This window comes from Fortiea contorta PCC 7126 (assembly GCF_000332295.1).
In the GTDB taxonomy this organism is placed as follows: domain Bacteria; phylum Cyanobacteriota; class Cyanobacteriia; order Cyanobacteriales; family Nostocaceae; genus Fortiea; species Fortiea contorta.
In genome coordinates, this window is the sequence record NZ_KB235930.1 from 2,525,446 (window position 1) to 2,546,392 (window position 20,947).

Annotated in this window: 25 protein-coding genes and 1 tRNA gene; 15 read left to right on the forward strand and 11 right to left on the reverse strand. The window is 44.4% G+C overall.

All coding sequences use genetic code 11. The features are described from left to right. Positions 1–195: 195 nt before the first annotated feature. The 6 genes from MIC7126_RS0111655 to MIC7126_RS0111680 form a co-directional block, all read right to left on the reverse strand. On the reverse strand, positions 196–438 hold the full coding sequence (locus MIC7126_RS0111655) for a phycobilisome linker polypeptide (protein ID WP_238553635.1): 243 nt from the start codon (positions 436–438) through the stop codon (positions 196–198). Positions 439–470: 32 nt separating this feature from the next. Continuing rightward, complete coding sequence (locus MIC7126_RS0111660) at positions 471–1,343, reverse strand: phycobilisome linker polypeptide (protein WP_017653325.1); 873 nt, start codon at positions 1,341–1,343, stop codon at positions 471–473. 39 nt (positions 1,344–1,382) lie between these two features. Beyond that, positions 1,383–2,201, reverse strand: a complete 819-nt coding sequence (locus MIC7126_RS0111665; RefSeq protein ID WP_026100193.1) for a phycobilisome linker polypeptide — start codon at positions 2,199–2,201, stop codon at positions 1,383–1,385. A gap of 115 nt (positions 2,202–2,316) precedes the next feature. Continuing rightward, a complete protein-coding gene (cpcA, locus tag MIC7126_RS0111670; protein ID WP_017653327.1) occupies positions 2,317–2,805 on the reverse strand; it encodes a phycocyanin subunit alpha in 489 nt (162 codons plus the stop codon). A gap of 66 nt (positions 2,806–2,871) precedes the next feature. After that, the gene (locus MIC7126_RS0111675; protein ID WP_017653328.1) at positions 2,872–3,390 is read right to left on the reverse strand and encodes a phycocyanin subunit beta; all 519 of its coding nucleotides are present in this window, start codon (positions 3,388–3,390) and stop codon (positions 2,872–2,874) included. A 549-nt stretch (positions 3,391–3,939) separates the two neighbouring features. Further along, positions 3,940–4,683 carry a phycocyanobilin:ferredoxin oxidoreductase gene (locus MIC7126_RS0111680; protein WP_026100194.1) on the reverse strand — a complete coding sequence of 248 codons (744 nt, stop codon included), beginning with the start codon at positions 4,681–4,683 and terminating at the stop codon, positions 3,940–3,942. A 500-nt stretch (positions 4,684–5,183) separates the two neighbouring features. On the opposite strand from MIC7126_RS0111680, the gene MIC7126_RS0111685 reads away from it, so the two are divergent. The 7 genes from MIC7126_RS0111685 (at position 5,184) to MIC7126_RS0111710 (ending at position 9,097) form a co-directional block, all read left to right on the forward strand. Further along, on the forward strand, positions 5,184–5,384 hold the full coding sequence (locus tag MIC7126_RS0111685; RefSeq protein ID WP_017653330.1) for a hypothetical protein: 201 nt from the start codon (positions 5,184–5,186) through the stop codon (positions 5,382–5,384). Positions 5,385–5,431: 47 nt separating this feature from the next. Further along, positions 5,432–5,502: transfer RNA gene (locus MIC7126_RS30415), tRNA-Arg, on the forward strand. Between the two features lie 99 nt (positions 5,503–5,601). Then, positions 5,602–7,035: a vWA domain-containing protein gene (locus MIC7126_RS0111690; RefSeq protein WP_026100195.1), complete on the forward strand. Its 1,434-nt coding sequence runs from the start codon at positions 5,602–5,604 to the stop codon at positions 7,033–7,035. A gap of 162 nt (positions 7,036–7,197) precedes the next feature. Then, positions 7,198–8,025 carry a hypothetical protein gene (locus tag MIC7126_RS0111695; RefSeq protein WP_017653332.1) on the forward strand — a complete coding sequence of 276 codons (828 nt, stop codon included), beginning with the start codon at positions 7,198–7,200 and terminating at the stop codon, positions 8,023–8,025. After that, the gene (locus MIC7126_RS27490; protein ID WP_154655882.1) at positions 8,022–8,201 is read left to right on the forward strand and encodes a hypothetical protein; all 180 of its coding nucleotides are present in this window, start codon (positions 8,022–8,024) and stop codon (positions 8,199–8,201) included. The genes MIC7126_RS0111695 and MIC7126_RS27490 overlap by 4 nt, the downstream gene beginning before the upstream one ends. A gap of 11 nt (positions 8,202–8,212) precedes the next feature. Continuing rightward, on the forward strand, positions 8,213–8,455 hold the full coding sequence (locus MIC7126_RS0111705) for a hypothetical protein (protein WP_081603020.1): 243 nt from the start codon (positions 8,213–8,215) through the stop codon (positions 8,453–8,455). A gap of 9 nt (positions 8,456–8,464) precedes the next feature. Next, positions 8,465–9,097, forward strand: a complete 633-nt coding sequence (locus MIC7126_RS0111710) for a HesA/MoeB/ThiF family protein (protein WP_017653335.1) — start codon at positions 8,465–8,467, stop codon at positions 9,095–9,097. A gap of 11 nt (positions 9,098–9,108) precedes the next feature. Here MIC7126_RS0111710 and MIC7126_RS0111715 read toward each other — a convergent pair whose 3' ends face one another. Genes MIC7126_RS0111715 through MIC7126_RS0111735 form a run of 5 tightly spaced genes read right to left on the reverse strand, consistent with a single transcriptional unit; the run spans position 9,109 to position 14,323 of the window. Further along, positions 9,109–9,540, reverse strand: coding sequence for a hypothetical protein (locus MIC7126_RS0111715; RefSeq protein WP_017653336.1), 432 nt, complete (start codon positions 9,538–9,540; stop codon positions 9,109–9,111). Continuing rightward, the gene (locus tag MIC7126_RS0111720) at positions 9,533–9,877 is read right to left on the reverse strand and encodes a hypothetical protein (protein WP_017653337.1); all 345 of its coding nucleotides are present in this window, start codon (positions 9,875–9,877) and stop codon (positions 9,533–9,535) included. The genes MIC7126_RS0111715 and MIC7126_RS0111720 overlap by 8 nt, the downstream gene beginning before the upstream one ends. 36 nt (positions 9,878–9,913) lie before the next feature. Next, the gene (locus MIC7126_RS0111725; RefSeq protein ID WP_040630161.1) at positions 9,914–11,800 is read right to left on the reverse strand and encodes a response regulator; all 1,887 of its coding nucleotides are present in this window, start codon (positions 11,798–11,800) and stop codon (positions 9,914–9,916) included. A gap of 8 nt (positions 11,801–11,808) precedes the next feature. Beyond that, the gene (locus tag MIC7126_RS0111730; protein ID WP_017653339.1) at positions 11,809–12,183 is read right to left on the reverse strand and encodes a response regulator; all 375 of its coding nucleotides are present in this window, start codon (positions 12,181–12,183) and stop codon (positions 11,809–11,811) included. 46 nt (positions 12,184–12,229) lie between these two features. Next, a complete protein-coding gene (locus MIC7126_RS0111735) occupies positions 12,230–14,323 on the reverse strand; it encodes an ATP-binding protein (RefSeq protein ID WP_017653340.1) in 2,094 nt (697 codons plus the stop codon). 212 nt (positions 14,324–14,535) lie between these two features. Here MIC7126_RS0111735 and MIC7126_RS0111740 point away from each other — a divergent pair, with 212 nt between their 5' ends. The 8 genes from MIC7126_RS0111740 to MIC7126_RS0111780 all read left to right on the forward strand — a co-directional run bounded on the left by MIC7126_RS0111740 (position 14,536) and on the right by MIC7126_RS0111780 (position 20,873). Then, entirely contained in the window at positions 14,536–14,988 is a 453-nt protein-coding gene (locus tag MIC7126_RS0111740; protein ID WP_017653341.1) for a DUF2656 domain-containing protein, read from the forward strand. Between the two features lie 56 nt (positions 14,989–15,044). After that, positions 15,045–15,749, forward strand: coding sequence for an ankyrin repeat domain-containing protein (locus tag MIC7126_RS0111745; protein WP_017653342.1), 705 nt, complete (start codon positions 15,045–15,047; stop codon positions 15,747–15,749). A gap of 36 nt (positions 15,750–15,785) precedes the next feature. Continuing rightward, positions 15,786–16,460 (forward strand): HEAT repeat domain-containing protein, encoded by a 675-nt coding sequence (locus tag MIC7126_RS0111750; RefSeq protein WP_017653343.1) that lies wholly within the window; start codon positions 15,786–15,788, stop codon positions 16,458–16,460. Next, positions 16,457–16,714 carry a hypothetical protein gene (locus MIC7126_RS0111755; RefSeq protein ID WP_154655883.1) on the forward strand — a complete coding sequence of 86 codons (258 nt, stop codon included), beginning with the start codon at positions 16,457–16,459 and terminating at the stop codon, positions 16,712–16,714. Before MIC7126_RS0111750 ends, MIC7126_RS0111755 begins: the two co-directional genes overlap by 4 nt. A gap of 86 nt (positions 16,715–16,800) precedes the next feature. Next, positions 16,801–17,214 (forward strand): alternative ribosome rescue aminoacyl-tRNA hydrolase ArfB, encoded by a 414-nt coding sequence (gene arfB / locus MIC7126_RS0111760; RefSeq protein WP_017653345.1) that lies wholly within the window; start codon positions 16,801–16,803, stop codon positions 17,212–17,214. 429 nt (positions 17,215–17,643) lie between these two features. Then, positions 17,644–18,297 carry a hypothetical protein gene (locus MIC7126_RS0111765; RefSeq protein ID WP_017653346.1) on the forward strand — a complete coding sequence of 218 codons (654 nt, stop codon included), beginning with the start codon at positions 17,644–17,646 and terminating at the stop codon, positions 18,295–18,297. A gap of 920 nt (positions 18,298–19,217) precedes the next feature. Further along, complete coding sequence (locus tag MIC7126_RS0111775; protein ID WP_017653348.1) at positions 19,218–20,078, forward strand: phycobilisome linker polypeptide; 861 nt, start codon at positions 19,218–19,220, stop codon at positions 20,076–20,078. Positions 20,079–20,123: 45 nt separating this feature from the next. Further along, complete coding sequence (locus MIC7126_RS0111780; protein ID WP_017653349.1) at positions 20,124–20,873, forward strand: phycobilisome rod-core linker polypeptide; 750 nt, start codon at positions 20,124–20,126, stop codon at positions 20,871–20,873. The last annotated feature ends 74 nt before the right edge of the window (positions 20,874–20,947 follow it).

Below are 20,947 nucleotides of genomic sequence, written 5' to 3' on the forward strand. Positions count from 1 at the left end.
CTGGATTTTACACTAGTGGACTGACACAGCTAATTTAGTGCATTAGGAAAAACGAGAAAGCATTGATTCATATCAACTCCATCAAAAATCTATTGCATCATTTTAGCTGTGTCAGTCCACTACTAAAAAATGGGCGTAGAAAAGTGAAATTTTTACGCCCGCAAAGACTATATAGAATTACTTGCAAAAGGCACGTCAGCTTTCTGATCCAGCTGCGGTTGAATTTTCACTCAACGAACGAATGCCGATAATTTTACCGCCGAGGCGAGTGATGCGCCGCATTTCTTCGTTCATGCGGCTGTAAGGAACTTGAATCAGAATTGTGCTGCTATTTCGCACTGGATATTTATTATTATCGGTTTGATCGTTTTGTCGTAATCCTTCCACTTCATAAACAAAAACTCGATTGTCTGAAGTTGAGCTAGAAGCTCTCGTCAATGCAGATTTTCCCAACATCATAGTTATATCTCCTATTGTGCAAAGGTAATGCTGGCAACTTTCCCGCCTAGCTTGTGAATTTGCTGGAGGGTACTAGATAGTTGCTCATAGGGGACGATAAACTCTTTATTGCTGCGACGCACTTTAGGATATCTCGGTAAACTGATACCGGTTACTTCGATGCGGTAAAGGCGCGGGGTCGAACCTTGGGAGGATCTACCAAAGGTACGGGTGGGAGCGGTTCCTTGCTTAGAGGGTTGGTAAGCCCAACCTTCGCTACTACCAGAGGGAGGAATGATGGGGGTAGCATTATTTTTAGCTAAGTCGGTCGCTAGACGAGGACTGCTAAGAGCGAGTTGGGAGCGATCACTATTAGCATAACCCCGATACAGACGGAACATCCGGGTAAAGCCCACGGTTCTCTGACCGACTCCGGTGGTGACAAAATCGCGGTAGTAAGGGACGATCGCATCACCAAAGTGGCTCTCATATTCAGCCGAGTCAATATAAGAATCGATATCGGCGTCAAAGCCTTGATTTTGATAGCGATCGAGATGGTCAATTACTTCTGATTCATCGTAGGGAGCGCGTCCCAACAAATGTTTGCAGTTTAATTCAATTACCCGTGTTTGAAAATGGGGGTACAGAAATTTGGTTTTATATAACTCAGATTTGGCAACTCCCCGGACAAAATCCCGCACACTAAGTTTACCATTAGTCAGCAACGACTCCAAGCTAGTGAGACGTTCCCAGAGCATTAGGTAATCATTGCCTAATACCTGACGATAAACTGCTTGAATCACAATTTGGGCATCTGCTGGCGTCCAATTGGGACGTAATTCTATGGGTCGTGTTTGGTCAAAAGCTGTAGTTCCCAAACGAGATGCGGCGCTTGTAATTGGCATGAATAGCTCTCCTTTTAAATTTAAAATGACAAAAGCGGTTTAAGCTGGAGAAATATTGATTACCCGACTACCGCGTTGATTTAGTCTTTGCAGAGTGGATGAAAGTTGGTCATAGGAAACCAAATACTCATTCATACTGCGTCGGATTTGCGGGGTTTTACCTCGATTTGCTTGGATTACACGCACGCGGTAAAGTTGTCCACGATCGCCGGCGACGGTACCTGTCAATTCCCGCCCAAAGGTAGGAGTTTGAACAGATGTAGCCATATTCAGAGCTAAATCCTGGGTTAACCACGCAGATTTATTCTTACCTTGGGCGCGATCGCTATTGGCATATCCCCGGTAAATTTGAAACATGCGGCTAAAGCCTACAGTTTTTTGTCCCGGTTGGGTGGCAAATCCTCGATAATAAGGGACAATTGATTCGCCAAAATTTTCTTGATATTCTTGTGAATCGATATAAGAATTGATTTCCGCTTCGTATCCTTTTTGTGTATAGAGATTGACATGATAGGCAATCTCTGATTCATCGTAGGGAGCACGACCAAGCAAATGCTTGTAGTTCAGTTCGATGAAACGAACTTGTGGTGTAGAGTAAAAAAACTTTTGCCTATATAATTCAGATTGTGCCAGCACGCGGACAAAATCACGAACACTAATGTTGCCTTGGTGTAATAGCGACTCTGCACTGGTGAGGTGTTCGCTTTGCATCAAATGGTCATTACCAAACACCTGTTTATAAGCAGCAACAATCACCGCTTTGACATCATCTTTTGTCCAATTTGTCCGTAATTCTGTGGGAGATGTACTCGCAAACGGCTCAAATCCTAGCCGACTGGCCGCCATAGAACTAGTCATGACTAATCTCCTGAAATATCTACAAGGAAAAAACAAGCCCAGAACCCCGCAAAACTGCTCATGACCAAAAATCAGCATTCACAGTTTTGAGTGATTCTGGGCAAAATAGCAAACTTTAGCTGAGGGCGTTGATGGCGTAGTCGATGTAAGAATTAGCTTCTACAGCCGGATCACCACTCAAGCCGTGGTTGGCTTTGATGTGCTTGAGAGCTTCAACGTACCAACTGGGAGACAAATCAAAGGTGCGGTTGATTTCTGTTAAACCACCAATTAGGTAGTCATCGAGAGGGCCTGTACCGCCGGCAATGAGACAATAGGTGATGATGCGAATGTAGTAACCAATGTCCCGCGCACACTTGGCTTTACCTTCAGGAGTGGAAGCAAAGTTATTACCTTGCATTTGGGTAGTGTATGGGTACTTTTGATAAACTGCGTTAGCTGCACCATCAGCTAGATTTTGAGCTTTGGAACTGAGCGCTTTTGCTGCATCCAAGCTAGCAGCTGCTTGACGGAAGCGTCCAAAAGCTACTTGCAATTCTGTGGAGCTGAGAAACCGTCCTTGGGAATCGGCGGTAGCAACGGCTTCGGTTAAAGGTGTTTTCATGCTGATATTCTCTCAACCAATATGTAAAGTTGTGTGTCAAAAACTGGAAATAATAGCCTTTTCTGATTAGCCAACAGCACTAGCGGCGCGGTCGAAATAGCTACCTAGTTCAGACATCAAGGAGCTACAGTCACCACGAGTGACACCGTTAGGATCGTTAGCAATAGAAATGGCGGCTTCTTTCATTTTGTTAACGCCAGTGGCTACAGAACCGCCAGGAACGCCCAATGCTTGATAGGTTTCCCGCAAACCATTTAAACAGCGATCGTCCAAAACGCTAGCATCACCTGTAAACACAGCATAGGTAACATAGCGCAGGATGATTTCCATATCCCGCAAGCAAGCAGCCATACGACGATTGGTGTAAGCATTTCCACCCGGTGCGATCAACTGGGGTTGTTCTGCAAACAAAGCCCGTGCTGCATTCGCAACGATGGTGGACGAATTGCTGGTAATGCGGTTAACCACATCCATGCGTTTGCTACCAGCACTTACCATCTCTTTTAAGGCATCAATTTCGGCGTTGCTGACATATGAGCCTCTAGTGTCAGCCTGAGATACTACTTTAGTAAAAGCGTCAAGCATTCCAGCATCTCCTAATTAAGTTGAACTGAAGAAAAGATGAAGGGTCAAGGATGAAGTAAAAATTGGTACAAACCACTTTTCCTGATTTCAGCTTCATCTGTGAATCGGTGGCATAATTTCATATTTCACACTTCATACCTCAGCCTTCAGTTGATTTTGATTAGCCGAGTCATTAACTGGGAATTTGAGCAGCAAAGGGTTGATTGCCCTTAACCTGACTTTGATTAAAGCAATCCGTTTGTGCAAAATCTGTGCAATCTTCAGAATGCTGTAGAAGAATTGGTTAAAAAATATTAAGTAAAGGCTGAAGTGTTGTGAGAGCAAGGATTTTTTATATTTTGCTTTTGTCTTTTTACTTAACTTATTGTTACATTGTGTTGCACATGTTAATTAGGCAGATCCAAAAAGAAATGTAGAGGCGTTTTTTGGATTGTCACAGAGCTGCTGTGTCGCATTCTTTGTTTTATTTGGTATGAGATGAGCATGAAGCGATCGCCTTTTGGCTCGTGCAAAGAGATACACAAAAGTGCGATCGCACTATTTTTTCTCTCAAGCTACATAGTCAAACAGCATCGTATTCATGTAGCGATCTGCCCATTCTGTACCAAAAGATTTTTCTAGGACGCGGCGAGTTTTATCATTTTGTTGCTGCTTTGTGCAGTAATTGCGCTGTCCTGCTAAAACATTGGAAATGTCCAGATTTGATGTGAGGGGCAACTCTGTACTAGCAATCTGACAATGGATAGTTAAAAATTCCCGCACCCGTTGGAGAAACCAATCTTCTTCTTGAGCATCTCCCGGACGCACAAACAGACAAAAATCGGAAAAGATATCGCCCCAAGCGGGTAAAGTCCGTGGTTGCGAAAATGGTAAATGAGATAAAACAGATAACTGTTGATAATAGCGTGGTGGTAGAGTGCGATCGCTACTGATGGGAGATAAATCCGCGATCGCTGCACTAATTACTCCCCCTCGCCCACCCACCAAATCTGTACCAAAAATCGGTAGCGCATACTCAGGATTGGGGAACATCACACAGTGTAGTATATCTAATCCATTGCCCACCTGCGCTAATTCTAGATGCAGCTTCCGAAATTGCGGAGTTTGATAGCAAAGATTTTCAATAACTAGTTTTTCTCCTTCTAAGTGTCCCTCCACATAACCTAGACCTTCCGGGACAGAGTAAGGGGAAATATCCAAATACTGTTGCCAAACTTCTTCAATAGTGTCTGCTAACCTGTGGATTAGGGGATGCTGACGACTTCTTAACGACGCTTCCATAAACCTCTTCATACACTTCCTTTTGAGTATAGGATTAATACCTACCTTGGCGTACAGTTCGTGCAAAATGCGTGCAGTTTGATTTTTTGTAGCATTGGACATTGGTTTGAACCAGAAACTTGGACTTCAAAACCCCAAGCCTCACGCCCCACCTCCCCAAAAAATTTGTAGTATCCTCTTGACATTCTGTAGAGCACGTATTACATTTGTAATATGGAAACGCAAGCTTAAAACAAAAACAAAAGCATTGCAACCATGCGTGCCTTGGGTCTGTAGCTCTAACGGTAGAGTTCCCAGATTCACTCGTGCCCCGACGGAAAAAGCTTACATACTTGCTCAATAGTAGAGCGATTGTTTTTTCAACAATAAGTGCAGGTGCGATTCCTGCGTGTGTTACCACAGCTTTTTCAACTTGCACGAGGTGTGAGTGCAACTCTCACGGGGAAGGTATCGGTTCAATCCCGATCAGATCCACTCATCTGAATTTTGTAATTAATCAAGAGGTGATAGAGATGGTTCATATTCGATTTGAAGGACGTTCTGTGGATGTTGTCGAAACCAAACTGGGAATCACCGCAGGTATGAATGATTTTGCAGTTAAAGAGCAGATTGCTCGGCATTTAGATGTCAATAGCTCACGCCTTTCTGCATACATAGTTGATCGCCGTCCCACTGGTGATTTAATCCTGCGCCCTGAAGCAGTTTACGGCTAAATTCTTCTAAAACAAAATTTTCACTTCGTGCCCTCACCGAAAAAGCTTACATACTAGCCAAATTGGAATAGGCACTTGACTTCGGTTCAAGCGAATACGGGTTCAAATCCCGTGTGTGAATCAACAGCTTTTTCAACTTGCACGAAGTGATTTTATTTCCCAGGATGAAGATAAGTTTCTTAACTTCATCCTTCACCCTTCATCCTTCATACTTTATATGAATACCGCAGAACGTGACCTGCGCTTGGAAATGCTCAACAGTTTGCTCACCACTCCCCACCGCAAGCTGGAGCAGGTTGCAGAAATTCATCAATTAATTGTTGAACTAGATCCTATTTTCTACGGTCACTTGGCGGTTTGGTATCAGCGTCAAGGGGATGTCCGCGACCACAAAGAAGTATTCATTGCTCATTTACTTAACAGTAATTTAACTGAGCATCGGGATGCTGGATTTATGATGCTGCAAGAGTTTCCACCTTATCAGGTGGCACGTATAGTAGACTTCATGAAGCAGCAGCAAAATAAATTGCCTCGTTCAGCACGAACTGCGGTGCGGCGTTACCTCAAAACACGAGAGAGCAATCCGGCTGTATTTGATCGCGCTGCTTTGCGGGGTCGTCAAGCGATGAAGCACCTGTATGCTTCATTGCATATCAAACCGAATGAGCGAGCAAATGCGATTTTGTTCCGCAATACTCCCCCAGAAGGTTCATTAGCAGACATCCTCAAGCAACTGGCTAAAGCGGAAACCGCGGCTACACAGGCGCGGCTGATTGTGGAATTCAAAATTCCTTACACCATTGCTATTGGTGCAATCAAACAACTCACACCCGTGGTGCTGGTAGCCTTAATCAACAGCATGACTCCCCAGGAAGTGATCAACAACTTGAAGTCACTCCAGGCTAGAGGTGCAATGGAGCATCCAGAAGTCAAAAAGCTGATTGATTCCCAACTGGAAAAAGCGACTAAAAGCGGACGTGTCGCAGCATTCAAAGCACAGATTGCAGCAGACAACGCAGATTTAGACGCAGACACCGTTGCTCGGTTAGAAAAAGTGACAAACGAGCAGGTAAAACGCCGGGGAACAATTTCTCGCCCAACTGCCTTACTGGTAGATAAATCTGGTTCAATGGAGAATGCGATCGCCCTTGGTAAGCAACTCGCCGCTTTAATCTCTGGTATCACGCAAGCAGAACTATTTGTTTATGCTTTTGACTCGATTCCTTACCCTGTGATTGCCAAAGGCAAAGAATTAAGCGACTGGGAGCGTGCTTTCCAGCACATTACAGCAGGTGGTGGTACTAGCATCGGCTGCTCCTTGGAAGCTATGCGGAAGAAGAAACAGGTGGTTGACCAGATAATTTTGGTGACAGATGAAGGTGAAAATGTTACACCCTATTTCTGTGAAGCCTACAAAACCTATTGCCGAGAGTTGGCGGTCATGCCTAATGTGGTGATTGTCCGTGTAGGTACACATTACGACTGGGTGGAAACTCAACTCAAGCAGCAGCAAGCGCCTGTAGAAACCTTCACTTTTGAAGGCGACTACTACAGCTTACCAAACCTTGTGCCGCTGTTGGCGCGCCCCTCTCGCCTCGATTTGTTGATGGAGATTTTGGATCTGCCTTTACCTGTGAGGGATGAGGGATGAGGGATGAGGGGTTAGGGATGAGGGATTAGGAACTACAAGAGTGCGAAAGGTACTTTTGCAAGAAACTCCACCAGCCGTGCTCACAAGGAACAATACAATGTCTTCCCCTAGTCCCCTAGCCCCCAGCCCCTAGCCCCCAGCCCCTTTTTTTACTTTGCCATTGTGACTAATATATTTAAGCTAATTAACGAAATTGCTAGTGCAGAAGCACAACTGTTCGCTACCCAATTCCTTGCGCCTTGTGTCAAGGGTGGACGGGTTCGCACACGAGTAGCGGGGATGGTCTATACCTTCAGTCCAAAGCCTAGTAAGTTTGAAGGTTGGGGTATCTTTCAGCCTCTGGATGAGAAAACAGCAACGGTTGTGGAAGCAGCAGACTTACTCCAGGTTACGGAATACTTGCAACACTTTCCCCAAATCCGGTTGCGGTTAGCGCACCAATTGCGGGGACAAACTTGGTTAGCATATCCGGTGAATGAAGCCGATATGCGTCAAAGATTGCAGGTGGTGAAACCGATCGCTATTCATTTAGTCACTGAAGGAATCGCCTTTGAGCAAATTATCGCTCGCGGGAACGGACAATCGTGGTGGTTTGAAGAAATCGATCGCCGTACCGATCTAGCGATCGCAGAAGCTCTACAATCTGCATTCAAACAGATGATTCCTGCTGCTAAATTGCAGTTTCAAGGTATAACTCCAGAAATTCGCACAGTGTATGAATTAGCAACCAAGCGGATTGAGGGCTTTAGCCAACCCTATCAAGATGAAAAGCGACTGCAAAAAGCATTGCAGATGGGAGGTGGTGAATTAAAACAATTTCACGATCGCGGTGATTACTGGACAGTCGATTGGACAACCGCCGATGGTGTTCGCCACAGTAGCGCGATCGCTAAAACTGACTTGACTGTCATCAGTTCTGGTATCTGCTTGAGTGGATACGATCGCAATTTTGACTTGCAATCTTTGGTAGGTGTGATGGAAGGACGGTGAATGGAGATGGGGAGGTGGGGAGGTGGGGAGATGGGGAGGTGGGGAGATGGGGAGGTGGGGAGATGGGGAGGTGGGGAGATGGGGAGGTGGGGAGATGGGGAGGTGTGGGGAGTGTGGGGAGTGTGGGAGGTGTGGGAGGTGTGGGAGGTGTGGGAGGTGTGGGAGGTGGGGATTAAAGTGTGAGGCTTTGAGGGTGAAGTTTGAGGCTTTGAGGGTGAAGTTTGAGGCTTTGAGGGTGAAGTGTGAGGCTTTGAGGGTGAAGTGTGAGGCTTTGAGGGTGAAGCTTGAGGCTTTGAGGGTGAAGTGTGAGGCTTTGAGGGTGAAGCTTGAGGCTTTGAGGGTGAAGCTTGAGGCTTTGAGGGTGAAGCTTGAGGCTTTGAGGGTGAAGCTTGAGGCTTTGAGGGTGAATCTTTCTATTTTTAATTACTAATATCTAATTATGAGCGTTTTTTTTCACGAACAACTTTATCGCAGTCACGCTGTGATGGCGAAGCTCAAAAATTATCCAGTGACGATTTGTGGAGCGGGAGCGTTAGGTGCTAATGTTGCGGAAAATTTGGCTCGGTCTGGTTTTGGGAAACTGACGGTGATTGACCGCGATCGCATAGAAGAACGTAATCTTTCTACTCAACCCTATTATCGTGCTGATGTTGGCGCATTTAAGGCGAAAATTTTAGCGAATAATTTATATCGAGCTATTGGCACTAAAATTGATGCCAAAGCTAAGGAATTAACATCAGCAAATGTTCATCAACTACTTATAGATAGCCAGTTAATTGTTGATGTTTTTGACAACAGTGTCGCACGTCAAGCGGTGAAAGATTACGCTGAACAATTGAAAATTCCTTGTATTCACGCTGGATTGTCAGCCGATTATGCAGAAGTGATTTGGAATGACTTTTACCGCGTTCCTAGTGCAGTTAATGATGATGTTTGTGATTATCCCCTGGCGCGAAACCTAGTAACATTAACCGTAGCTGTGACTTGTGAAGCGATCGTTTCCTTCATCGCCACAGCCCAACAGCGTCACTTCACCATCACTCTGCAGGATTTAACTGTTCAACCGCTGTAAGGCATGTAATTTTATTCAATTTGAGCAGATTCTTGTTGTAAACTTTGGCATAAGTGCAAATATTCTAGAATCAGCAAGCGTAAGTAATCTAGCATTCTAATATAAGCTTTTATTTGCCTGTAGTCTCCATCGGTGACAAAGTAAAATTGAGCAATAGCAGGAACATCAAAAACGTGCAAAGTTTGCAAACGTTCAATAGCTTGCTGTTCATTTTCAATCCTACCCCTTGCCTGAATTTGACTGGCATAGCCGCGGATATCAACTGTTAACAGTTCGATTTCCTCTAAAACAGTAAATTCTACATCAGAAGTGGGTGATAGAGAAACTAATTTTTTTCGTTCTTCTTTAGTGTTTTTATAATCGTCAGTTAACTGCTGTAATAGATGAGTGATGTAGTTTCTGGTTATTTCGGGGTTTTGAGTATTGAGCGTTGCTTTAGTCATCGTTTACTCCATAAGTGACTATTTTTTCAACACCAAAATTATTAGGTCGTACAATTAAATATTCATTTCCTTTTCGATAGATTGCTGAACCATCTTGACGATATCCTGTTTTCGGAACTCTGACTGCTCTTTTTGTATTGAAGCTATGGGCTTTTCGCAGATATTTCAATGGCTCGAATTCTTTTCTGGAAGCATGGTCTAAAATACTCTGAGCTACACTGATATAGGTAGAGGCATCCCATTCAGCCAGATACTGATTTATTTCTGCTGCTTCCGCCTCAGTATATCCTTCACATAACTGAGCTATAAAGGGATCTAAAGGTGTTTCATCCGGCATCAGTTTTGAACTCTGGTTGGATTAGTCATAATATTTTCACAATGCTTGAGTTCTATTCGCCCAAGCTCTCACTCTCTGTAACCGTCGCAGAATGCGGTTAGCTAATTCGCCGCCTTTAACAGGTTTGCACAGATAATCATCAGCACCAACGCTAAAGGCTTGATTTTGACTGCTCGCATCTGATAATACACTCAGAAATAATACAGGTAATCGCTGCCAGTGGGGGTCGCTGCGAAGAATTTGGCACAGTTCAAAACCGTTAATTTGCGGCAGATTCACGTCTAAGATCAGGACATCTGGAGTAACGGCTTGCAAGACTGTCCAGAATTGTAATGGATCGGCGAGGGTTGTCACTTTAAATCCCCAAGGTTGAAGCATGGAGGGGAGAGTGCATAACCAATCTTGATCGTCATCGAGGATCATCACTTTGTTGACCATCTCACCACCTTGTAACAAATTGATGGCGGCGTCAATCACTTGCTCAGGGGGCGTCTGTGCGGGTAGGAAAAGTTTTCCGCCTCGTCGCATTGCTTCGAGGCGATCGCTTAATTCAGTGCGTAGGCGTAGCCCGCCGTAGGCATCGCCCATTACCAAAATCGGTAAATCAGGATAGTGATGAGAACATGTCTGCAATGCTTCCATAGTCGCACACCGCCACAATATCACATCAGGATTTTGACCAGCTAAATGCTGTCCCTTAGCAATATCTGATATGATTTCTAGGTGAATTCCTCGTTTTGCTGCCACAGGGACGAGTGACTGGTTAAATTCCTCATCTGAACTCACAATCAGCAACAGCGGTGCGTGGCTGTGGGGAATCTGAGACATTTGAATTAGTGTAGTATCAAAAACATCCTGCTGTAAAGCTTTTATCAGTGTTTTCATCATTACCCCGTGTTGGGGTTGCAGTGGCTCTCGACTCCCCAACCAAGACTCTAATTGACGAGCGATGTCTGCTGTCTGAGCTAACCCAAAAATACCTAAAGTCCCCGCCAGCTTGTGCGCTACCTGCTGCGCCTGGGCTTGTTGTTGTGGTTGCAGTTGATTGGCTTGCAAATCTTTCACTATTTGGAGGAGAATTGCGGTTTGGTCGAGGGTTTTTGTTTGTGTGGTTTGCCAAATCTCGTTGAGAAAAGCCACATATTGTTGCTGGGAATCGGCGTGAGGATGGCTGAGATGTTCTGGGGAATTCATCCCCCAAGAATTATTTTTTACAGATGTTGCGGATAGCACAGGTGATGCTTCCGCACTAGGGGCTTTGAGATAATAGCCTCTTCCGTGCATAGTAGCGATGAAATCTTGGGGCGCGCCTGCAGCGAGCAGTTTGCGACGCACCCGCCGGATATGAGAACGGACTGTAGCTTGAGAGGGGAATTCTTCGGAAGACCATAACCTGTCTAAAAGTTCTTCAGTACTAAACACATGCTGACAGTCCCGCAGCAAAAGTTCCAATAAATCATATTCCATCGTGGTCAGATTGAGCGGGCGACCATTATAAGTCACTTCACAAGTGCTAGGGTTGAGGAGCAAATCGCCCCAAGTCAGCAAGGGAAAAGGATTAGCGCTACCTCGCCGGAGTAAGGCGCGAATTCTGGCAATTAATTCTATATGATCGAATGGTTTGACCATATAGTCATCTGCACCTGCATCCAATCCTTGAACTTTGGTGGTAATAGTATCTTGGGCAGTGAGTAATAAAATTGGCGTGGTGTATCCCTCGGCGCGAAGACGCTTGCATAAACTGATACCATCCAATTTCGGCAGCATGATATCTAGCACAATTAGGTGATACTCAAAGGTAGAGCCATAAGTCCAGCCCATTTCCCCATCTTTAACCACATCCACAGTATAGTGATGAGTTGCCAAACTTTTTCTGAGGACTTTAATTAATAAGTCATCATCTTCGACAAGCAAGATTTTCATCGCTGCGGCTACCAATGAAGAATTTTCATGATTTGTTCTGGTAAATCCAGAGAGTTAAAGGGTTTGGTAATCACACCGCTTACCCCTAAATCGTTAAATTGGCGCTTTTCGGCTGTTTGTGCTTTGGCGGTGAGGAGAATAACGGGAATTTGTTCTGTCTCTGGATAGGATTGCAGTTCTTTGAAAGTAGTGATACCATCCATATCTGGCATCATCACATCTAACAAAATCACATCTGGTTGTTCAATTTGGGCAGTCTGGATACCTTCGACACCAGAACTAGCGGTGAACACTTCCCAATCGGCTGTCATTTTGATGCCAAATTGCACTACAGTTTGGATAGTTTCTTCGTCGTCAATGATTAACACCCGTTTAGTGGACATAGATTTCCCATTGTGGATTTTCTGAAAAGTAGGCGGTGAATGAGGATTAGCTTTGATCAAGTGTTGGCGCCATCGGTAATGTGAAGGCAAAGGTACTACCGCACCCTGGATAACTTTCAACCCAAATTCTGCCGTTGTGTTGTTCGATAATTTTGCGACAGATGGTTAGTCCTAAGCCGGTACCACCTTTTTTGCGGGAATCTGATGAATCTACTTGTTGAAAGCGTTCAAAAATCCGCTCTAATTGATCTGCGGGTATACCTTGTCCTTCGTCTCGCACTCGAAATACTACTTCTGTGGTAAGATGGGCGGGGTTTTCTTCTGGTGCTACTGTCAACCAAACGGTACTGGACGGTGAGGAAAATTTAATAGCATTACTCAGCAGATTTGTCAAGGCTTGCAAGATGTAATCGGCGTCTGCCCAAACGAAGATATCCTGTGGTTGTTTAACTAGAGTGACTTCATGCTGTTGTGCCATAGCTTGCATCGCCTCTGCTGCCTGGATCATCAAATTAGCAGCGTTGCAGGCTTGGCAATCCATGATCACTTTACCAGACTCGATGCGTTGTAAATCGAGGACGTTATTGACTAGACGGACTAATCTTTGAGTGCTATCATCAGCAATCCCTAGCATTTGTTGTCCTTCGGCGGAAAGATTGCCTAAACGCCCGGTAGCCAGGATTTTTAGGGCGCTGTGTAAGGAAGTTAAAGGAGTCCGCAATTCATGACTGATGACGGAAATGAATTCATCTTTCATCCGTTCAATGGCTTTGCGATCGCTAATATCGCTAGTTAAGGCAAAAAATCCTTTGACGGTTTTGTGTTCAGCGAGATGGGGAATGTAGGTGACATCAACTGAGCATCCACTACCATCTTTCAAGACAATATCATTTTCATAAGTGACGGCTTGCCCGGACAAAGCTGTTTTCACGTATGCTTGCATTCTTCGGTAGCAATCTTCACCCCAAACCTGACGTAGATGGGAGCCGTAAATTTCTTTGGGAGATTGTCCTAACCATTCCTGATAAGCTTGATTATTAAAGCGATATTGCTGTTGTTCATCCACATAGGCAATCAGTACGGGGAGAGCGTTGGTAATTAACCGCAATTGCTCCTCACTCTGTCTCAAAGCCGCTTCCGCCTGCATTCGCACATTGATTTCCTCTTGTAACTCGGCGGTACGGGCGGCGACAACTTCTTCTAGATGTTCTAATAATTGAGCTTGAGATAAAGCAATACTGATTTGATCTGCTAATTGTTGCATCAATTCCACCTCAAAATCAACCCAACGGCGATCGCTGTCACACTGGTGAGCAATTAACAAGCCCCAAAGCTGATTTTGGTGGGCGTTGAGCGTCTGGACAATGGGTACAATCAGCTTGGCTTTGATGGCAAATTGCTCGACAAATTCCACTAAACAATCTGCTAACCCAGCCACAGGATCGTGCACATCGGCGATCGCTCGCACCCGTCCTTGGGCATAAAGTTGTTGATAATCCTCTGGGAAAACTTCTTGCGGGAATTCCCGCTCCATCAGCGCGGGATAATTTGGTAATACTGATTCGCTGATCGTTTTGCCTGTACCATCAGGCAAGACGTGATAAATTAATACGCGGTCTGCTTGGAGAATGCGCTGCACTTCCGTCACCGTGGTGTGCAAAATTTCCTTAAGCTGTAAAGACTGGCGAATTTTTAGCGTCACTTCCGAGAACAATTCCACTCGCTGCTGTTGCTGTCGTAATTCCGCTTGCATTGATTCTTGACGCTGACTGATGTCGCGCAATCGCAACAGATGACAGTGAGGCAGTACATTTGTGGTGAAACTATATTCTACCTCCCGCCGCAGTTGAGCAGAAGATGATACTATCAGTTCCCCAATTAATGATTGTCCAGACGGAAAACTTCTTGGGTGGGGACGAGTTAATTCCCCAGCCATAAAGCTAGATAAAGCTTGTCCTCGCAACTGCTGACGCGGTAAACCCAGTAAATCACAAGCAGCAATATTTAGATCAACGAAACATCCCCGGTCATCAATTAGGGCGATCGCTTCCTGGGCGTTCTCAAATAAAGTTTCTATGAGACGCTTGGGCGATCGTCGTTGATGTTTTGATTTTTTCCGCTGCGAAGAAACTTTTGACACCTACAACCGTATTGAGTGTGACATTTACATTGTTTACTTAACCTCTTAAAAGTTCAAATTTTAGAAAATTAATGTGAGAAAATTTAACAATTCAGAACATTTTTTTTAAAGGGAACGGGGAACGGGGAACAGGCAACAGGATGATTTAAAATAAAAATTGCCAACTTTTATCAAAAAATTTAACTATTTTGAATAATACATTGCCAGGGCGAATGCTACTGTCTCATAACTTTAATATTTCTAGTGACAGCGTGCCGGCTCTGAGTCGAGAAGAATTTGCCGACGTGTTTCAATCAGGATTAAGTGCTTATCAACACCTGCGGTGCAGACTACTAGATCATCCCCACTGGACTGTGGAAATTCTCTTCCCAACCGATGAATTTTCACCCCAGCAAGTCGGAGAGCTTTGCGCCCAAGCTTTAGCAACTAAACGTCAAACACAGCAAATAAGCCCAGATACCACGCCGGAAATTCTTGTATTAGGAGGTATGAAAACCACACCACCTACTAGTGATTCCCCTGATGCTCTGCAACCGGGCAACTGGGGTGTAGATGTAGTGGAAACCCCCTCTGGTGAAGCATTTTTGCAAGCGATCGCCTGGGATACCACCATTTCCCAGAAACCCGCCGAAAGCATATTTAAGGTTGAACTCAAAAAATATTGACAATAAACCTTTATTGTGCATTAAACACCTTAACCCCTAACCCCCAACTACATCTCATGCCTTCTCTCAACGAAGATATGATCCGGATGATCATCAAAGGCGACACAACCGCCGTAGAGAATTTACTGGCTCAAGGTGCAGACGCCAATACTACAGGCGGCGTCACAGCCGTGGGAGCGAGTAATACAGCACTGATGTGGGCAGCTACGGAAGGTTATCTGGAAATTGTCGAACTGCTGCTAGCTCATGGCGCCGATGTGAATGCCAAAAATGCTTCAGGTTACACAGCCTTGATGTTTGCAGCGGAGGGCGATCGCCGGCATATCATTTCACTGCTACTTGATCACGGTGCGGATATCAGCGATCGCAATCACTATGGCGAGACAATATTAATGACAATAGCGCGGCGTGGTCAAACAGATATCGTCCAACGTCTAGTGAAAATGGGCGCCCAAGTGGATGCTACCAATAAAATCGGTGACACAGCATTATATTTAGCCGCAGATAACGGACATACCTACACCGTGAAAGCATTAATTGAACTAGAGGCTGAAGTGAATACCGCGAACCTTGGTGGTTGGACTCCCCTCATGATGGCAGCAGCCAGAGGCGATTTGGAAACCATGACAGTTTTGTTAGCACAGGGAGCAGATTACCGCCCCAAAAATCGCTGGGGTGCAACAGCTTTAAGTGAAGCCCGCAATTCCTTCCGTTCTCGTCAAGCAGTAGATTTGTTAATCCAAGCGGGAGCAACAGAGTAATAGCAATTCAAAATTCACAATTCAAAATTCTGTCTCATGGATAATTCTCGCCTCACTCAAATAGAATCTCTGCTGCGCTCTGGTGCAATTAACGAGCGCAAAGCCGCTTTAGATCAATTGGCTCAATGTCCCGCCGATTTAGCCATTCCCATTCTGCAACGCCTGTCAGTTGATCCTGACTTTTTGTGTCGGCGCTTTGCAGTCATGGGTTTAGGAAATCATCCCACCCCCGCATCTCTACAAATCCTCAAAGATTTGCTGCAGCGAGAACCAGATGATAACGTCTTAGCAGAAATCGCTAATTCCTTGTTTTCTTTTGGTGACGAGTCTGTACCTCTGCTCCAACAACTATTTGAGCGCCATCGCCACTGGCTGACACGCCAGACCATTATCTCAATTTTAATGGAAGCGAATCAGGACGATGTGTTGCTGGCAGTGATTCGCCAAGGATTACAAGACGAGACGCAAACAGTCAAAGAAACCAGTATCCTAGCACTGGGCAGTTTACTTAATGGAACTTTACAGCAACAAGCTCTAGATTTGCTCACAGAATTAGCCGAGGAGACAAACTGGCGATCGCGCTGGCGAGCTGCTACGGCGCTGAGTCTTTCTCAAGACTCCAGAGCCAAAGCGCTTCTCGCCAAACTGCAACAAGACGAGAACCATTATGTCGTCGCCGCTGCACTGGAAGCCGGTTTAGAGAATAAATGATGTATAGAATTAAGAGTACAGTTTTTACCTCTTTGTTGGTGGCTTTAAATTGTTTCATATTTCCAACAATTGCGGAAAATACAGCCAGCGAATATCGACAGTGTGGTTCGCGCAACTTTGCTCAAAATATTTATCACCAAGCAATTAAATTAGATACTCGATATCGAAATAGCCTATTTTTGAATCATCTTCAGCAGGCGGCTTTTACTCAAGAACAAATTAATACTGTGAAACAAATATTATTTAGTTTGTAGTTAATACACCTATATAAAAAACACACCCTAGACTAACACTCTAGAATTGCGATCGCTGTTGCACTAATAACGTTATATATTAAAATATGCTGCAAATTTCTCGCAAAATCATCATCGCCGATAGCGAAATTGAAATGAGCGCAATTCGCTCCCAAGGTGCAGGTGGTCAAAACGTCAATAAAGTTTCCACCGCTATTCACTTACGCTTTGACATTGAGGCTTCATCATTACCCGCTTTCTATAAACAACAGCTTTTGAAGCTAAACGACCGACGCATTACTCAAGAAGGAGTCATTGTCATCAAAGCCCAAGAACACCGCAGCCAAGAGCAGAACCGAGAAGAGGCTTTAGAACGGCTCAAACAACTCATCAAAAGTGCAGTCATACTCCCGCAAATACGCAAACCCACTAAACCAACTCGCAGCTCTCAAAAAAAACGTCTTGACTCTAAAACTAAGCGTGGACAGATTAAGTCCACCAGAAAGCAGGTTATTGATTAAAATGCGATTTCTTGTCTAAATTTGGTTAAGCTTTTGTACTGCTATTCGCATTAAAATTGGTCAAGTAAGAGTTTAATTACTTGGTCAGAAGAGGCGATGCCTGCGGCGGGCGGAGCCATCGCAATTAAGCATTAAGGTAGATGGCGTTGTCAAAAGTGTGGGTTACAGTGCATCCTTCCTGGTGAAAAAACATCAGATTTGACACGCTCAAAACGCCGATTACACGCTACAGGTGCATCATTGGAACCGTAATACTACTGATAACAGGAGAGGTATTTTAGTAGCTTTTTGTAGTGCGTGTCACCTTTGCTACCATAGAAGAGGTAAATCTAATGTCTCGCCAGAGCAGTTATCGTTGTCGGGTGAATGATGCAACTGGTTCTTACTTACGCTGTTGAAATTTTGATACAATAATATAAAAGAAAGAATATGGCTAATTGTCCTAACTGTGGTTCTAATCATATTCAAATTAAACAAGAAACCGATGTTAATTGGGGACGTGCTATAGCTGGTTACGCTTTATTTGGCGTTGTAGGTGGTGCGGTTGGGGCTGTTACAGGTGAAGATAGAAATGTCAATGCTTGTCTAGATTGTGGAACATCTTGGAAAGCTCAAGATTTATATAAACTTCTACAAGTTATCGAAGATTACACAGGAGAAAAACTAAATTTAGCTAGAGAACGTGACCGTTCTTATATGAATAAATTTATATCTAAAATTATTCCTTATCTAGAAAACATTTCAGAAACCGATAAAAAAGCTGAGGAACTCATTACAAATGCAAAAAAAGAAGCAGAAAACAAAGCTACCCCTGGATGTAGTGGTATAGGTTGCTTGTTTTTTATATTCGGTATACCCGTTATTGGATCTTTTCCCGCTTCAGCTTCATTTATAATATTTTTAATGGTCTTATCACCAGTTATACTTGGTTGTATTATTGATATAACTTCCTTAAATGGAAATAAAAAAGCTATTGAAGAAGCAGTAGAAAATGCTAAAAGAAAAGCAATAAGAATGAAGCTCGAAGCTGAAGAAAATTTTAAAATAGAAATAAAAAATTTTATGAATAATAATCATCTCTAAAAAAAATTATTTCTTACTTTCAGTTAATTTTATCAATAAATACATCATAATTTTTTATGCTTCGTTGTTGTAGGCTGTGGATTACAGGGTCAACAGATTATTTTTGGGATTACTTGGTAGGGATACTTAGAAGCGGAGCACTTGTTATTAAACACTTCTCCCTACGCCTCATTCTCTACTTTAACGGCTGCATCCCCTGGAACTACGCCCGTTCCTTGACTACTGCACCGAGTGCTTATTCCTTCAGCGTGTTGGTGGTCGCTACCGCTTCATCCACAAACTACTGCAAGACCATTTCGCCCAAATGGAGTTTAAGCGAAATGTTGACTGAGAAAGAAACTACACTTTGCCATCGCCCTTGTTCATTGGTGTCAACTTAACGTAAAACCCTTGTCCCGCCTCAGAATGAATTCTGAGTCTCATAGTTTAAGTCATCTCAAGATGACTAAATATGCCAAAAATCTTGAGTCTACTTCAGTAGACTTGAGTTATTAGCCTTGAACTTCAGTTCTGGGCGGGTGTGGAAGCCAACAGATAAGCCATTTCTCGCTGAAGTTGACACATATGGCCCTTGTTGTAACCCTCCAGGGCGAGGTAATCGAATCGGTAAACTTTCAATTGCCCATTGCCCAACAAAAACTGTTTGTGCAAAATAAGTGCAAAGTGCACTCAATTCATCAAGATTTACAAATCTTGACGATCACCGTTACGCGCTCGTAAGAAAATTGATCATAACAAAGCGTATAAAACGCCTAAAAAGCTTGAGTATCCAGTACATTAGAATCTCCCTTCCCAGGGAATCTGACTGGAAAGCAAGCAAAACCATCCAGCAATCTGATTTTCTGGATGAGCAATCTGAAAATTCTTTACATCTTGAAACAATTTTCTTAAACTCTTTCGTTAACCAGGAGATACAATTAATGCCATTTGGACCAGCTTCACGCCTGGGAGTCAGCCTATTTGATGAAACCCCTCCCGTTGAGTGGGTACCCGGTCGCTCACAAGAAGAAGCAGAAACAATCATTCGAGCAGTTTACCGCCAAGTATTGGGCAATGCTTACGTGATGGAAAGCGAGCGGCTTGCTGTTCCTGAATCCCAGTTCAAGCGTGGTGAATTGAGTGTCCGCGAGTTTGTCCGCGCCGTGGCTAAATCAGAACTCTATCGTTCTCGCTTCTTCACCAGTTGTGCACGCTACCGGGCGATTGAACTCAACTTCCGTCATCTATTAGGTCGTGCGCCCTTGGATTTGGAAGAAATGCGCGGACACAGCACCATCCTGGATACCAAAGGATTTGAAGCTGAGATTGATTCTTATATCGATTCTGATGAGTATCAATCTGTGTTTGCTGAAAACTTCGTGCCTTACATCCGCGGTTATAAGAGCGAAGCTTGTCAAAGCATGGTGCAGTTTACCCATACCTTCCAATTGGTACGTGGTGCAGCCAGCAGCAGCTTGAAAGGAGACTTAGCAGGTAAGAGTCCTAAACTGAATGCTTTGGTAATTCAAGCTACACCAACCCCAGTAATTTCACCTGCTGGTGATGGTGCAACCTTCCGCACACCAGCGTTGGGTTCTCGGACTCGTCATGGAGTTGATGCCAGCGCTAGTGGTAAAGTTTACCGCATTGAAGTCACAGGCTACCGCGCTAAAACCTTCAATAGTATTTCCAAGTTTCGCCGTTCCAACCAAGTCTTTTTGGTGCCCTACGAGAAACTCTCTCAAGAGTATCAACGGATTCACCAACAAGGCGGCGTGATCGCCAGCATCACAGCTGTGTAAATGAGAGCGGCAAACTGACAAAAATTATTGAGGAGATAGATTGTAATGGCATCCCAGACAACACTTGAACTGTGGCCCAATGCTAGCGTCGAGGACATCCAGACAGTTATTCGGGCAGTTTATAAACAAGTATTAGGCAACCCCCACGTCATGGAAAGTGAGCGGTTGACATCTGCAGAATCACAATTGTGCGATCGCTCCATTAGTGTACGGGAATTCGTCCGCGCTGTTGCTAAATCTGAGTTTTATCGTACCCGCTACTTCGAGTCTTGCGCTCCCTACCGCTTTGTAGAACTCAACTTCCTCCACTTGCTCGGTCGCGCACCCCAAGATCAAAGAGAAGTTTCTGAGCATATCGTCCGCACCGTCTCTGAAGGCTACGACGCAGAAATTGACTCCTACATCGATAGCAGCGAATATCAAGCCGCCTTTGGCGAAAACGTAGTCCCCTACTATCGCGGTAAAACCAGCGAGGCTAACCCCAAGCAAATCGGCTACAACCGCATATTCGCTCTTGATCGCGGCCCTGCTCAAATCGACAGCGCAGTCAAATCTGCTCAATTGGTCTACGCTGTTGCAACCAACAGTGCCAATGAAATTAAAGCCTCTTCAGCCACCGTCATCGGTTCTGGTACCGAAAAACGGTTCAAAATCGTCGTTACAGGCTCCAAATTCGACGGACCCCGCCGCGTCAGTACCACTGAGTACATTGTCCCAGCTAGCAAGATGACCCCGCAAATTCAGCGGATTAATCGCACTTCTGGCAAAATCGTCAGCATTACTGAAATTGCCTAACTTTTAAGCTGGGTGGTTAGCGCCCAGCTTCCATGATTATCTTTTTAATTTGCAGTTTTTCCATAAATCAAACG

Coding starts and splice junctions, on each gene's coding strand:
- MIC7126_RS0111660 (WP_017653325.1), bottom strand. CDS start 1,343: ATGCCAATTACAAGCGCCGCATCTCGTTTGGGAACTACAGCTTTTGAC.
- MIC7126_RS0111665 (WP_026100193.1), bottom strand. CDS start 2,201: ATGACTAGTTCTATGGCGGCCAGTCGGCTAGGATTTGAGCCGTTTGCG.
- cpcA (WP_017653327.1), bottom strand. CDS start 2,805: ATGAAAACACCTTTAACCGAAGCCGTTGCTACCGCCGATTCCCAAGGA.
- MIC7126_RS0111675 (WP_017653328.1), bottom strand. CDS start 3,390: ATGCTTGACGCTTTTACTAAAGTAGTATCTCAGGCTGACACTAGAGGC.
- MIC7126_RS0111680 (WP_026100194.1), bottom strand. CDS start 4,683: ATGAAGAGGTTTATGGAAGCGTCGTTAAGAAGTCGTCAGCATCCCCTA.
- MIC7126_RS0111685 (WP_017653330.1), top strand. CDS start 5,184: ATGGTTCATATTCGATTTGAAGGACGTTCTGTGGATGTTGTCGAAACC.
- MIC7126_RS0111690 (WP_026100195.1), top strand. CDS start 5,602: ATGAATACCGCAGAACGTGACCTGCGCTTGGAAATGCTCAACAGTTTG.
- MIC7126_RS0111710 (WP_017653335.1), top strand. CDS start 8,465: ATGAGCGTTTTTTTTCACGAACAACTTTATCGCAGTCACGCTGTGATG.
- MIC7126_RS0111715 (WP_017653336.1), bottom strand. CDS start 9,540: ATGACTAAAGCAACGCTCAATACTCAAAACCCCGAAATAACCAGAAAC.
- MIC7126_RS0111720 (WP_017653337.1), bottom strand. CDS start 9,877: ATGCCGGATGAAACACCTTTAGATCCCTTTATAGCTCAGTTATGTGAA.
- MIC7126_RS0111725 (WP_040630161.1), bottom strand. CDS start 11,800: ATGAAAATCTTGCTTGTCGAAGATGATGACTTATTAATTAAAGTCCTC.
- MIC7126_RS0111730 (WP_017653339.1), bottom strand. CDS start 12,183: ATGTCCACTAAACGGGTGTTAATCATTGACGACGAAGAAACTATCCAA.
- MIC7126_RS0111740 (WP_017653341.1), top strand. CDS start 14,536: ATGCTACTGTCTCATAACTTTAATATTTCTAGTGACAGCGTGCCGGCT.
- MIC7126_RS0111745 (WP_017653342.1), top strand. CDS start 15,045: ATGCCTTCTCTCAACGAAGATATGATCCGGATGATCATCAAAGGCGAC.
- MIC7126_RS0111750 (WP_017653343.1), top strand. CDS start 15,786: ATGGATAATTCTCGCCTCACTCAAATAGAATCTCTGCTGCGCTCTGGT.
- MIC7126_RS0111755 (WP_154655883.1), top strand. CDS start 16,457: ATGATGTATAGAATTAAGAGTACAGTTTTTACCTCTTTGTTGGTGGCT.
- arfB (WP_017653345.1), top strand. CDS start 16,801: ATGCTGCAAATTTCTCGCAAAATCATCATCGCCGATAGCGAAATTGAA.
- MIC7126_RS0111765 (WP_017653346.1), top strand. CDS start 17,644: ATGGCTAATTGTCCTAACTGTGGTTCTAATCATATTCAAATTAAACAA.
- MIC7126_RS0111775 (WP_017653348.1), top strand. CDS start 19,218: ATGCCATTTGGACCAGCTTCACGCCTGGGAGTCAGCCTATTTGATGAA.
- MIC7126_RS0111780 (WP_017653349.1), top strand. CDS start 20,124: ATGGCATCCCAGACAACACTTGAACTGTGGCCCAATGCTAGCGTCGAG.